The sequence below is a fragment of the Corallococcus sp. AS-1-12 genome (assembly GCF_020036995.1).
In the GTDB taxonomy this organism is placed as follows: domain Bacteria; phylum Myxococcota; class Myxococcia; order Myxococcales; family Myxococcaceae; genus Corallococcus.
In genome coordinates, this window is record NZ_JAIQDD010000038.1 from 51,885 (window position 1) to 65,245 (window position 13,361).

General features: G+C 70.8%; 10 protein-coding genes. 7 read left to right on the forward strand and 3 right to left on the reverse strand.

Annotated elements, in window-relative coordinates:
- Window positions 1-36 precede the first annotated feature (36 nt).
- From K8556_RS35670 to K8556_RS35695, 6 genes are all read left to right on the forward strand, one after another.
- The gene (locus tag K8556_RS35670; protein ID WP_223744585.1) at window positions 37-549 is read left to right on the forward strand and encodes a hypothetical protein; all 513 of its coding nucleotides are present in this window, start codon (window positions 37-39) and stop codon (window positions 547-549) included.
- A 25-nt stretch (window positions 550-574) separates the two neighbouring features.
- Window positions 575-3,427, forward strand: coding sequence for a CHAT domain-containing protein (locus K8556_RS39590; protein WP_304504029.1), 2,853 nt, complete (start codon window positions 575-577; stop codon window positions 3,425-3,427).
- A gap of 44 nt (window positions 3,428-3,471) precedes the next feature.
- The gene (locus K8556_RS35680) at window positions 3,472-4,260 is read left to right on the forward strand and encodes an ABC transporter ATP-binding protein (protein ID WP_223744586.1); all 789 of its coding nucleotides are present in this window, start codon (window positions 3,472-3,474) and stop codon (window positions 4,258-4,260) included.
- Between the two features lie 66 nt (window positions 4,261-4,326).
- Window positions 4,327-5,304, forward strand: a complete 978-nt coding sequence (locus K8556_RS35685; protein ID WP_223744587.1) for a hypothetical protein — start codon at window positions 4,327-4,329, stop codon at window positions 5,302-5,304.
- 75 nt (window positions 5,305-5,379) lie between these two features.
- Complete coding sequence (locus K8556_RS35690) at window positions 5,380-5,685, forward strand: helix-turn-helix domain-containing protein (RefSeq protein ID WP_223744588.1); 306 nt, start codon at window positions 5,380-5,382, stop codon at window positions 5,683-5,685.
- The gene (locus tag K8556_RS35695) at window positions 5,672-6,928 is read left to right on the forward strand and encodes a type II toxin-antitoxin system HipA family toxin (protein ID WP_223744589.1); all 1,257 of its coding nucleotides are present in this window, start codon (window positions 5,672-5,674) and stop codon (window positions 6,926-6,928) included. The genes K8556_RS35690 and K8556_RS35695 overlap by 14 nt, the downstream gene beginning before the upstream one ends.
- Before the next feature lie 9 nt (window positions 6,929-6,937).
- Here the strand turns inward: K8556_RS35695 and K8556_RS39595 are convergent, their stop codons facing one another.
- Both K8556_RS39595 and K8556_RS35710 read right to left on the reverse strand, forming a co-directional pair.
- Entirely contained in the window at window positions 6,938-7,855 is a 918-nt protein-coding gene (locus tag K8556_RS39595) for a CPBP family intramembrane glutamic endopeptidase (protein WP_304504030.1), read from the reverse strand.
- Window positions 7,852-10,620, reverse strand: coding sequence for a hypothetical protein (locus K8556_RS35710; RefSeq protein WP_223744590.1), 2,769 nt, complete (start codon window positions 10,618-10,620; stop codon window positions 7,852-7,854). Before K8556_RS35710 ends, K8556_RS39595 begins: the two co-directional genes overlap by 4 nt.
- Window positions 10,621-10,710: 90 nt before the next feature.
- Here K8556_RS35710 and hflX point away from each other — a divergent pair, with 90 nt between their 5' ends.
- Window positions 10,711-12,195: a GTPase HflX gene (hflX, locus tag K8556_RS35715; protein WP_223744591.1), complete on the forward strand. Its 1,485-nt coding sequence runs from the start codon at window positions 10,711-10,713 to the stop codon at window positions 12,193-12,195.
- Window positions 12,196-12,198: 3 nt separating this feature from the next.
- Here hflX and K8556_RS35720 read toward each other — a convergent pair whose 3' ends face one another.
- Window positions 12,199-13,008: a hypothetical protein gene (locus K8556_RS35720; protein WP_223744592.1), complete on the reverse strand. Its 810-nt coding sequence runs from the start codon at window positions 13,006-13,008 to the stop codon at window positions 12,199-12,201.
- Between the last annotated feature and the right edge of the window lie 353 nt (window positions 13,009-13,361).

Here is a 13,361-nt window from a genome sequence, read left to right on the forward strand (position 1 = left end):
AGGCCGGCGGCCCAATGACATACAGAGGGGGATGCAATGAAAGCAATCAATGTGGGTAGGGGATTCGTGCGCGCGCTGTCGATGATGGCGCTGCTGTGGGGTGTCGTGGTCGCGGCGCAGGCCGCGGCCCCGCTGTACACGGTGGTCGTGACCACGCCGCCCCTGACGGGCGCCACGCATGACACGGTGGTGGCCTCCGTGGTGGAGGCGGGCACCCTGCGGGCGCCGACGATGGTGCCCGTGACCCTGCGCATCCTGGATGCACACGACGTCGTGCTCGCGACCGTCACGGGGACCGTGAGCTCGGGATCCCCGCTGCGGGTGAGCGCCCGCGCTCCCTCCTCGGACGGGGTCCGCGCGCAGCTCGTCCTGCCGGCGGGCGCGGAGAAGATGGCCGCGGGTGTCCTGGTCCTCGAGCGGGCGGGGCTTGCGGCGGAGCCGCCTCCCCAAAGCACCTCCTGCGAGATTACCCTCTACACCTACGACCCGGCGACGGGCATGCCGGAGCCTGTCACGGCCATGGGCGGATGCGTGGCGGAGACCCTCTGAGGTGACCGGAAGGCGGCGACAGCGCATGGGACGACGGGGCGGCTTCACCCTGGTGGTGGGGCTGGCCCTGTGCGTCCCCGAGCGGGCCGCCGCCTCCGCGGAGCCCTCCGGACTCACCAGGTGCGAGGAGGGCTTCAACGCCCACCCGGAGGACTCCGACGCGGCGATGTGCTTCTACCGGAGCGCCCAGGGGCCCGCGGGGCGCGACGAGGCCCGGCGCAGGCTCCAGGGCCTCATCGCGCGGCACCCGGACCGCCCGTGGCTCACGCTGGTGCTCGGCCACGTGGAGCTGCTGTCCGAGCCCGTGCTGGCGGAGGCGTCGTACCGCCGCGCGGCGCTCGCCTTCCGCGACCTGGGGGACGCGGAGGGCGAGGTGATGGCCGGCATCAACCTGCGCAGCGTGCTGGGGATGCGCGGCCAGACGGAGGAGGCGCACCAGTGGGTTCTGCGGGTGGGTGAGGTGGCCCGGGCCTCCGGGGACCCCCGGCTGGAGGTGCGCGCGCTCATCCTGGAGGCGGCCGAACTCTCCGACCTGGGACAGGACCTGGGACGCGCCTACCGCCTGCTCAAGCGCGCGGAGGTGCTCACCTTCCCGGACGGCACGGACGGCATGAAGAAGCAACTGCTCAGCCCGCTGGCCACGGTGAGCTTGAACCTGGGGCGCTTCGACGAGGCGCAGGACCTGTATGCACGGCTCGCGGAGCTGGCGGAGCGCACGAAGGACGCGGGCACGGAGGCGCGGGTGCGCTTCGCGCTCGCGAACCTCGCCTGGCGGCGGCGCGAGGAGCATCCCGAACCCGGGGGCCGGCCGGAGCTGATGCGGCTCGCGAGGGAGGCGCTCGCGGCGTCCCAACGCGCGGGCAGCAAGGCCTTCGAGACGATGTCGCTGCGCCTCGTGGCGGAGCTGCTGGGGGACGAGCCCGGGGAGCGGAGGGAAGCGGAGGACGCCCTGGGCCGCTGTATCGACATCGCCCGGGAGAAGGACCTGCCCGAGCGGCGCATCTCCTGTCTGTGGACGCGCGCCGAGCGCCGGGCCGCGGTGGATGCGGCCGCCGCGTGGCGCGACGTGGACGAGGCCCTGGCCCTGGCCGCCGAGCACGACAACCCGCTCTACCTCGCCTCCGCCTGGCGGGCACGGGCGACGGTGGCCTTCCGAACGCGGCCACTGCCGGAGGCCCTGGGCGAGGCGGAGCGCGCGCTCGACGCGGTGGAGGTGCTGCGTCAGTGGCAGCGGGATGCCACCAGCCAGGCCGAGCTCTTCTCCGGCTGGGCCAGCGACTACCACCGGCTCGCGGGCCGCACCCTGGAGGCCGGAGAAGCCTCCGCCGTGCCACCCCGCGAGGCCCTGGAGCGCGCCTTCGCGGTGAGCGAGCGCCTGCGGGCGAGGACGTTGTTCGAGGCCCTGGTGGCCTCCCGCGCGCTTGCGATGCAAGCAGAGGCACCGGAGCAACGGAAGGCGCGCGACGGCGTGCTGCGCAGCCTGTCCGTCACCCAGAGGCGGCTGCTGGAACCGGCGCTGTCCGCGTCCGAGCGCAAGGGGCTGTTGGGAGCGCTCCAGGAGCTGGAGCGCCGCGAACGCGAGCTGCGTCCGGCGGCCCGGCGCGCGGAGCTCTCGTTCGCGTCGCTCGCCGCGACCGAGCAGCGCCTGGGCGAAGAGGAGGCACTGCTCGTCTTCCTCGTGGGGGCGGACCACGACCTCCAGGGCGCGCACAAGGGGGGCGCGTGGGTGATGGCGGTGACCCGCGAGGGGACGCGCGCCTACCGCATCCCGGAGCGAGCACGGCTGCGCCCCTCGGTGGCGCTCCTGTCGGGTCTCATCGAGCGCCGCGATGGTTCAGAGGCCGCCGCCGCCGCGGCGCTGTACGCGCAACTGCTCGCCCCGGCGCTGCGGGGCCTTCCGCCAAGGGTGTCGCGCCTGCTGCTCGTGCCGGATGGCCCGCTGCACGACCTGCCCTTCGCCGCGCTGCGGGAGCACGCGGACGGCCCGCCGCTGATGACCCGTTACGAGCTGGCGCGGGTGCCCTCCGCGAGCCTGCTCCACTACTGGCGCGCGCAGCCCGCCCGCCCTCCCGAGGGCGAGGCCCTGGTCCTGGCGGATCCCGACCGGAGCGACACCCTTCAGGGCACGCAAGTGGCCTCCGCGAGAGGCGGCATGTTCCTGGAGACCGCGAGCCTGGGCGCGCTTCCGGAGGCGCGACGCGAAGGCCGCTCCGTGAGCGAGTCCCTGGAGGACACGGGCGTGAAGCCCCGGCTGCTCATGGGTGCGGAAGCCTCCGAGCAGGCCCTCAAGGCGGCCCGCTGGGACGCGGTGCGCATCCTCCACATGGCCGCGCACGCGGTCGTGGACGTCGAGTCCCCCGAGCGCTCCGCCCTGGTGCTGGCCCCGGGCGAGGCAGGGGAGGACGGCCTGCTCCAGCCGAGGGAGATCGCGGAGCTGCGGCTGCGGGACGCGCTGGTGGTGCTCTCCAGTTGCCGGGGAGCCTCGGGCGCGCTGCTCGCGGGCGAAGGGGTGCTGAGCCTCGCGCGGGCCTTCTTCGAGTCGGGAGCGCGAGCGGTGGTGGCCAGCCTGTGGCCCATGCGCGACGCCGAGGCCGCGGCGCTGCTGGAGCGCTACTACCGGCACCTGGCGAAGGGGCGGGACGCGGCGTCGGCGCTGCGCGAAGCCCAGCGCGAGGCCTGGGAGGATGGCGAGCCCGCGGCCATGTGGGCCGGGCTGGGGGTGATGGGGGACGCGGCGCTGGTGCCGGTGCGGCCCGCCGCCGGGGGCACGGGGCAGGGGGTCCTCGTGGGGGTGTCCGTGGGGGCGGGCCTGCTGGGGCTGTTGGGATTCGGGGTCCACCGCGCGCGCCGGAAGCGGGGGAGCGGGCAGGCGGCGTGAATCCGGAGCGGCCGGCGGGGCGTGCGCGGTAGGGTGCCGGGGCGATGAGTGACGCGAGCCGTGAGCCGGCGCCGAAGCTGACCCTCGAGGTGCGGGACCTGCACAAGTCGTTTGGCGGGCAGGCGGCGCTGCGGGGCGTGGACCTGGTGGTGCCGGAGGGCACGACCTGCGTGCTGATGGGCGTGTCCGGTTCGGGCAAGACGGTGCTGATGAAGCACATCATGGGCCTGATGCGGCCGGACCGGGGCGTGGTGCTGGTGGAGGGCGAGGAGGTGGCGAAGATGAACGAGCCCGAGCTCAACCAGATGCGCCGCAAGCTGGGCATCCTCTTCCAGGCGAACGCGCTGTTCGACTCGCTGAACGTCTTCGACAACGTGGCGTTCCCGCTGCGCGAGCGCACGAAGATGTCCGAGCCGGACATCACCAAGACGGTGAACGAGACGCTGGGGAAGGTGGGCCTGTCGCACGCGGCCACGCGCTTCCCGGGAGAGCTGTCCGGCGGCATGCAGAAGCGCGTGGGCTTCGCGCGAGCGACCATCCTCCAGCCGAAGATCCTGCTCTACGACGACCCCACGGCGGGCCTGGATCCGCTCACCACGGCGGCGGTGAACGAGATCATCACCACGGGCAAGCAGCAGTTGGGCGCCACGTCGCTGGTGATTACGCCGGACGTGGCCTCCGCCTTCGGCATGGCGGACAACCTGGCGCTGATGCACGAGGGCCGCGTGGTGGAGTACGGCCCGCCGGACCACTTCCGCCAGTCGCAGCATCCAGAGGTGAAGGCCTTCCTGCGCAACTGGCTGCGCAGGCGCTCCGCGCGGACGCAGGCCTGACGGAAGTTCGAGTAGGCTTGAGGGGGCCCGGGGGCCGGCGGGTTCGTGATGGAAGCAGGAGTCCGCATGTCCCGCAGCAAGCTGCGTCCCGTGTTCAGGCGTCTGTGGTTGCTCGCGCCCGTCGCCACGTTGGGGGTGGGGTGTTCCTCGACGTGGGGATGTGATCCGGATGAGAACTGGAGCCAGCAGAACTCCCCCCTCCCCGCCACCCTGCGTGACGGAAGCGTCCCCACGAAGGACACCTCCTGCGAGGCGCTGTGCGATGCGCTCGGGGCCAGGACGCCCTGCTCCCGCGTCACGGAGGAAGGAGCGGACGGCAGCGTCGTCGAGTCGGTGAACTGCGAGGCCCAATTCCTCTGTGAGGGGCGCAGGCCGGAAGGCCTGTGCAGCGACGGCGCGGTGGCTTCGGAGACGCCCGCGCTGGGAGCGCTCTTCGCGAGGATGGCGCACCTGGAGGCCGCGTCCGTGCCGGCCTTCGAAAGGCTCGCGCAAGAGCTGGCCGAGCACGGGGCCCCGGAGCGCCTGGTGCGGGCCGCCAAGCGTTCCGCGAAGGACGAGGTCCGCCACGCGGAGGCGATGGAGTCGCTGGCCCGCCGTCACGGAGCGCCGATGCCGGAGCTGAAGGTGGCGCCGTTCCAGGCGCGGTCCCTGGAGGCGCTCGCCATCGAGAACGCGGTGGAGGGCTGCGTGCGCGAAACCTACGGCGCGCTGCTGGCGGGCTGGCAGGCCCGGAGCGCGGAGGACGCGCGGGTGCGCGAGTCCCTGGGCGCCATCGCCCCGGACGAGCTGAGGCACGCGGAGCTGTCCTGGGCCATCCACGCATGGGCGCTGGAGCGACTGTCCCCGGAAGCCCGAGAGCGAGTGGACTCAGCCCGCCGCGAAGCCTGGCGCGAACTGGAGCAGGACGCGGCCTCCAGCCACGTGCCGGACGAAGTGGCCCGCAACGCAGGACTGCCCTCCGCGGACGTGGCCCGCAGGCTCGTCAGGGAGCTGGCGTCCGAGCTGATGCCTGAAGCCCTGGCCTGGCTGGAACCAATAGATTGATTTTAGCTGGTCGCTGGAGTCAATCTATTGGTTGTGCCGCGCCAGAATCTATCCGAAGACACAACGCCCTTCGCCGTGGCCCGGGCCATCACCACGCTGGGACAGAACATCGCACGCGCCCGGATCCGGCGTGGGCTCCGGCAACTGGATCTCGCGAAGAAGACGGGCCTGGCGCTCGGCACCATCCGTCGAATCGAGGAGGGAAGCCCCACCACGGCGCTCAGCGCCTACTTCACGGTTCTCTGGGCGCTGGGGCTCGAGCGCGAGTTCAACGGCCTGGCCTCGCCAGACCGGGATGAAGAGGGCAAGACGCTGGAGTCCGCGCGTCAGCCCGCGCGGGTGGATCTCAAGTCAAAGGGAGGACTCGATGGCGACTTCTGATCCGTCCGGTTGCTACGTGTACCTCCAGCTTCCGGCCTCGCTCGACGTCGTGACCTGCGGGCGCTACGTGCAGCAGGACGGCGTGGGGCAGTTCGTCTACGGCAGGAGCTACCTGGCCAACCCTCGCGCTGTCGCGCTGGATCCCTTCGAGCTGCCATTGCGTGAAGGCGTCTTCACGACAGCGAGGCTGGGCGGCATCTTCGGTCCGCTGCGAGACGCTTCCCCGGATGCCTGGGGGCGCAGGGTCATCGAGCGGCAGTTGGGACGCGGAGACCTGAACGAGGTCGGCTTCCTGCTCAACTCGCCGGAGGACCGCGCGGGCGCGCTGTCGTTCGGGGAGAGCACCACGCCGCCCGCTCCCGTTCATCAGTTCAACAAGGTGCTCCAGTTGCGGCAGTTGCTGGAGGAGGCAAGCCGCGTCGAGCAGGGGCTGCCGCCGTCGCCCCAAATCGACGCGCTGGTGCAGCCAGGCAGCTCCATGGGCGGCGCGCGTCCCAAGAACGTCGTCGAGGACGATGACGGCTTGTGGATCGCCAAGTTCCCATCGCGAAGCGACCGGTGGAACAACGCCGTGGTCGAGCACGGCATGCTGGAACTCGCACGGGAGTGTGGACTTCGCGCGGCGTTCGGGAAGCTCATCCGGGTCGCGGGGCAGGACGTGCTCCTGGTGCGCAGGTTCGACCGGGAGCGGACGGGGCCGAACTACCTGCGCCACCGGATGGTCAGTGCCTTGACGGTGCTCCGTGCGGATGAAGATCCGCGAGCGGATCCGCGCGAGCGCAGGAGCTGGTCATACCTGCTGCTGGCGGATGAATTGAAACGCTGGGTTCGCGACCCGGACGAGGACCTGCGCGAGCTGTTCTCCCGGATGGTGTTCAACGCGCTCATTTCGAACATCGATGACCATCCCCGGAACCATGCGCTCATCGCCCCCGACGCCCACTGGAACCTGTCGCCCGCCTATGACCTGACCCCTGCACCCCAGGCCAGCACGGAGCGCGACCTGGCGATGGAGGTGGGAAGCGCCCAGCATCGCCGCGCCAACCGGCGCAACCTCTTGAGCGAGTGCGTCCGCTTCCGGCTGTCCAGGGACGAGGCCACCCGGATCATCGACGAGATGAAGACCCGCGTCTCGGCCCGCTGGCGCGACGTCGTCAGCCAAAGCGGTGGCACGGAAGCGGACCTGAAGGCCATCGAGCGAGCCTTCGACTACGAAGGCTTCGAGTACGGTACGGAGTCCTGAACCCACGGCTCAGAGGGGCGGCAGCTTCTCCAGGAAGCCCGAGCGGGACAGCCACAGCATTAGCGCGAAGCTGATGGTGTTGAAGGCCGCGTGGGCCACGATGAGCGGCAGCAGCCGCCCCCGGTACCAGAGGACGAAGCCGAACCAGGCGCCCATCACGAACGTCTGGAAGACCGCGAGCGTGCCCTCGTAGAAGTGCCCCACGGAGAAGAGGACCGCCGCCACCAGGATGGCCGGCACCCAGCCTCCCAGCACCACCTTCAGCCGGGGCACCAGGAAGCCTCGGAAGACGAACTCCTCGAAGCCCGTCACCACCACCATGATGGCCGCGAACGCCGGGACGCCCAGCCCCGTGTCCAGCAGCGCCGCCGCCACGTCCTTGCGCGCCGCCAGTTCCTGGCCCGCCAGCTTCAGCGCCACCGCGACCGCCGCCAGCGGCACGGACACCGCCAGGTGCACCACGTACGTGCCCGCCAGCACCACCCCGCCCAGCAAGAGCTCGCGCGCCCAGCCCTCGCGCACCAGCCCCACCTGCGCGGGGCCCTGGCCGTCACGCCACAGCAGCACCGCCACCAGCAGGCACATGCCCAGCGCCCGGATGACCAGCGGCGCCATGGACAGCGAGAAGCCCTTGTTCATCTCCGCGTCCGACGCCACCCACGCGCCCGCGCCCGCGCCGCCCAGCGCCACCACCAGCCCCAGCACGCCCCACCACGCTCCCCGGCGCGAGGACTCCCAGGGCCGCAGGAGCATCAGCCCCCACGCCAGCAGCGCCAGCTCCACCGCCACGGCGGCCCCCCGGCCCAGCCGGGCCACCGACGAGGGCCCCAGCACGGCGAAGAACACGAACGCGGCCTCCGCCAGCGCCTGGCGCTTCGGCGGGGCCTTCTCCAGCAGGACGGCGACATCACCACGCAGCGGCGTCATGAGTTCTCGGCGGGCAGGTACAGGGTGACGCCTATCTCGGGATCGAAGAGGGCGCGACTCCTCGCCATCTTCCCCACGTCGTCCAGCAACTGGTTGACGAAGGCATACCGCTGCACGAAGGCGTTGCTCCGGTTCTTCCAGCCGTGGGAGTCGAAGAGGTACAAGGCCTCGTCCCGCCGCACGACCGCCACCGTATAACCCCCGAGCACCAGCGCCACTCCCATCCGGGGGGCCCACTTCAGCAGGTTGGACAGCTCGCGCGACAGGGTGGCCAATGAGACGGAGCCCGCGCTGGCCATGAGCAGCCCGCGCTGCACCACGTCCTCCTCCGGAATCTCCTGCGGGTTGTAGTAGGGCGCCTGGGGCTGCAGGACGAGCGGATCCACCACCCCGCCGCAGGACAGGGCCAGCGCCTGCATCAGCAGGGTCTCGTCCTCGGTCGCCGTGTTCATCCGCTGGTAGAGCGCCGTGCCCTCCAGCAGCACGTTGTCGATGCCGTCGGCGTCGAGCCCGTCCGGCTGGGACAGCAGCGCCGCGATCCCCAGCACCGCCATCGCGGAGCAGGCGGTCCGTCCTCCCGGGATCTGGAACTGGTTGACGCTTCCCTGGGTGCAACCGGGCAGCACCTCGGGCGGCGACCCCTGGGCGCGCCGCTGCTCCAGGTACTCCCCCAGCAACTTGAGGATGTCCTCCTCCAGCTCCCCGCTCTCCTTCCCATGGCCCTTGGGGCTCGACGACTTCGGCAGGACGCCCAGCTTCACCTGCGAGTACGACTCCGACTCCGGGATGAGGTCGAAGCTCCGCGCGCGGACGGAGAGCTGCTGGAGCGCGCGGTAGGCGTTGCGGAACACCACCGCGAGCTCATCCAGGGGATTGGTGCTCAGCCAGACGGTGGAGGGGTCCACCTGGGCGCAGAGGCCGAAGAAGTCGCTCAGGTGCTGCTGCGTCACGTGCTGGGAGTTCTGCTTCCAGGCCGCGTATGCCTGCGCGTCACGGGGGTAGGGCACCCCCCGGATGGCGATGGCCGCCGGGGAGTGGAGCGCCTTGATCGCCAGGACGCACAGCCGCTGCGTCAGCCGCTGGACGTCCTCCGGCAGCCGCTTCAGCAGCGAGACCAGTTGGGGGAGGGAGACCTCCAGGGCGTCCACCGCCTGCTTGTGCAGCTCCCACAACTGCAACTGGGCCTGGGACTGGCGCGAGCCCAGGGACTCGGAGAGGAGCTGCTGGTTCTGGGTCCATTTCAAGGACAGCGGCGCGGTGCAGAAGATGCCCCCGGTGGGCGCGTGGTCGCTCGTGCGGGACCAGAAGTTCAGCGCCTGGTGGTTCGGGTCCACCGGGAGCAGCCCCTTGAAGGGGGAGAAGATGCCGGTGTGGTGGAGCGCGAAGGCCCGGCTGATGACGAAGAAGTCGGCCCGCTTGTTGAGCTTGAAGCTCTTGCCCACCTGCGCCCAGTCCTTGATGTACCCCTGCTGCTCGAGCTGCGCCTTGTTGTTCTTCGAGTTCACGCTGCGCCCGGTCTGGGTGGACTGGTTCGTGGCGGAGAGGGAGACCGCCAGGGTGAGCTCCAGCGCCGCGGCCCGCTCGTGGAAGAGGTCGTCCCACTTGCGGTTCTTCGTGTCCGAGTTCACCCCCACCGAGGCTTCGGGGTCGATGTAGTAGTCGCCCGCGATGATCCACGGCTGGTCGTTGTTCTCGGAGACGTGCTCGAAGAAGCCGGACACCTGTTCGTACTCGCCCAGCCGGCCCAGCCCCTTTCCCGCGGGCGAGGTGTGGACCACGCCGATGTGCACGTCGCGCCCGCCGACGCGCACGTCGTGGACCACGACCGGACGCCATGAGATGTAGCGCTCGTTGAGCTGCTCGTACTGCTCCTTGCGCTGCGCCAGGAGCTGGGGGAACTGCGTGCTCCAGCCCTTGGGCGCCTTGGTGCGGTTGACCGGCTTGGCCCAGTGGATGGGTTCATTCGCGTGCTTGCTGGTGCTCTGCCGCACCACGTCGGCATCACTGAAGGCGCGCCAGCCGGTATGGGCGCAGGTGCTCTTCCTGTAGATGATGGGGTACCACTCACACTGGCTCTTCCCCAGGCTCCAGTCCTCCGTCACCTGCTCCTCGGCCTCGAGGTCCTCTTCCTCCTCTTCGTCGTCGGACTCCGCCTCGGTGACCTTCTGGCCCTTGTACTTGGGGTAGACCGCCTGCATCTGCGGCCCCATCTCCAGGGCGAGCCCGTGTCCCTCGAAGTCGATCTCCAGCAGCAGGGGGAGCGCCTTCTTGTTGATTTCCTGCAGCACGAGCACGTCCAGCCAGGGGTTTTGCAGGAAGAGGCGCAGGAGCAGGCCCTTCTTGTCCTGCTCCGTCTTCTCGCTGAAGTGGTTGATGTTGAAGGTGCCCACGCCCAGGTCGAGCGCGGCCTCCTCCTTCTCTTCGACCACCATCTTGAGCTCGAGGGTCGGCGGCGGCCGCCGGGGGCTCCGGCTCCCCGACAGGGGCTGTCTGCGCTTCTGGGGCGTGCGCAGGGTGTTGGGCAGTGGGACCTTGAACTTCTCGAGCTTCTTGCGGGCCTCGCCGGAGCGGGCGGACACCGTGACGCCCGAGCGCCGGAAGACCGCGCCGCCGCCGAGGGTGTAGGTCCCGGACATGCGGGGCGGCTTCCCCTTCGAGGAGATCCGGACGACCGGCTTCATGGACCCCATGGCCATGCAGCCCCGGCACATCTGGGGTTGGAGCATGAACGAGCCATAGAAGCCGCAGATGGTGCAGTAGTACATGCCTGCCCCCCGTGGGGGCTGTGCTGGATGGCCCCCTGAGCATGTCCACCATAACGCTCATTTCGGGCCGGGCGTGTTACGAGCCCAGGCATGGCGAAAACCCTTCCCGAGCGCCCGCGCGCGGTCCTCGTTGGCGTGCAGCTCCCCGGTGTCACGGACGAGGCGCATGCCGCGGACCTGGCGGAGCTGAAGCGGCTGGTGCACACGCTGGGCTTCGACGCGGTGGCGACCGTGTCCCAGCGCCGGCAGCGGCTGGCCACCGGCACGGTGCTCGGCTCCGGCAAGCTCAAGGAGCTGTCCGCGCTCACCGGCGGCTCGGGCGTCATCCCGTCCGGCGCGCAGGGCAAGACGTCCAAGGCGCGCGAGCGGTGGGAAGCCGAAGCGGAGGACGAAACCTCAGAGAACCCGGACGCCCCGGTGGCTCCCGGCGACGCGGACCTGGAAGGCGCTGGCGCCGAGCCGCCCGACGAGGACGACGACGCCTTCCCGGACACGGACACGGACACGGACGCGGAGTCAGGCGCGGACGCGGAGACCGCCGCCATGGAGCCGGGTCCCAGGCCCACGGTGGTGGTGGTGGACCATGAGCTGTCCCCCAGCCAGTTGCGCAACCTGGAGCGCGCCACGGGCGTGCAGGTGCTGGACCGCGCGGGCGTCATCGTGGACATCTTCCACCGGCACGCCCGGAGCCACGAGGCGCGCATGCAGGTGGAGATCGCCCGGCTCAACTACCTGGCCCCGCGCCTGCGCGAAGCGCCGGGAGGCCGCGAGCGCCAGCAGGGCCGCGGCTCCGGTGACTCCGCGATCGAACTGGACCGCCGCAAGATTCGCGACCGGCTGGCGGAGCTGCGCGAGGGCCTGGCCGCCATCCAGAAGGACCAGGACCAGCGCCGCTACGCGCGCCGGGACCAGTTGCGCGTGGCGCTGGTGGGCTACACGAACGCGGGCAAGTCATCGCTGATGCGGGCGCTGACGGGCAGCACGGTGCTGGTGGCGGATCAGCTCTTCGCCACGCTCGACACGACGGTGCGCGCGATGCAGCCGGAGACCCGGCCGCGCATCCTCGTGTCCGACACGGTGGGCTTCATCCAGAAGCTGCCGCACGACCTGGTGGCGTCCTTCCGCTCCACGCTGGACGAGGCGCTGGAGGCGTCGCTGCTGCTCTACGTGGTGGACGCGTCCGACCCCACCTGGGCCGCGCAGTTGGAGGTCACCCGCACGGTGCTGAAGGAGATTGGCGCGGACGTGGTGCCGGGCAGGCTGGTCTTCAACAAGGTGGACCGGCTGGACGCGGCGGCCCAGGAGGCGCTCCGGGCTGGACACCCCGAAGCGCTCCTCGTGTCCGCGCACCGGCCGGACGACGTGGCCGGGCTGCGCCGGGAGGTCATCGCCTTCTTCGAGGCCTCCATGGTGGAGGCGGACCTGGTGATTCCCTACGCGAGGCAGGCGCGCATCGGCGAGGTGTACGAGCACACCACGGTGGTGTCCCAGGCCTACGACGAGACGGGCAGCCGGCTGCGCGTGAGGGGGCTGCCGGGCGCCATCGCCCGGCTCACCCGGTCGTTCCAGGAGTAGGCCTCAGCGCACGACGGGCACGGTCACCGGGTCCTTGTCGTCCACGGTGACCTCCACCTTGCCCACGCGCCACAGCACGGGCTGGAACGCGAAGTTCAGCCGGTGGCCGTCCGCGGTCTCCACCAGGGCCGTGCCCTGCTTGGGCAGGTAGTTGCCCACTTCATATTCCAGCGACGTGAGCGTGATGCGGTCCGTGCCGTTCGGACCCGTCAGCTCCCCCGGACCGTCGAACACGAGCGACGTGCCGCCGATGATGGGCAGCCCGTCGCGCTTCCCGACGGTGCTGTTGATGTGGAAGCTGTGGCCCGCGCGGCCGGGCACCTGGCCTTCGACCTCCGCGAACAGGCGCGCCTCGTCCGAGCACGTGCCGTAGCCGACCTTCGCCTGGAGCGTCTGGCCGTCCACGGCCAGCTCGCGCAGGTCCGCCTTCATCTCCATCAGGTCCTCGCCGCCGCGGTACTCCAGCACCGCGCGTCCGGTGAAGCGCAGGCCGTGCACGTCACAGCCGCCGGCGGGGAAGGACACGACGACGGAGTCGGTGAAGTCATCCACTGCCTGCACCCGGGCGGTGGCGCAGGTCACGGAGGCGCTCAGCCCCTCCACGGCGTGGCTGAGGAAGGAGCGCCGGGGCTCGCCGCACGTGTACACGGGCATGAGGCCGAGCATCTCGAACGCGCCCCGCACCTGGTGCGTGGAGGCCGCCAGTCGCTCCACGCGGGCCTTCGCGTCGTCTATCTCCTCCTGCGTGGGCGCATTGTCTCCACAGGCGGTGGTGGCGAGGGCGGCGAGGGCAGCGAGGGCAAAGCGACGCATGAAGGTCTCCCAGACGGTGCGGTTCCCCCGCGCCATCGCCGGGGACCGTACCCCGGGCCTTCAGCAACGGTCATGCCCCCCTCAACCCCGCGAAACTTCAGGCAAAGGGCGCCCATGACTCCATGCGGCGTGTGCAGAGCGCTGCGCACCCAGGGGCGGCCTTGTCCGGGCAATCAAGGCACCGAAAACCGGATCCACCCCCGGGCACGGCTGCCCAAAAACGTGTCCGACAGTAGGACAAGTTCGCGCGGTCCGCCGCCGGCCCGGCCCGTGCCAAACCTGTCCGACAGGAGGTCTGCGCGGAATAAGCAGTCCTACGAGCCGCATAGAGGTGGGGTGACATCGCAAGAAGA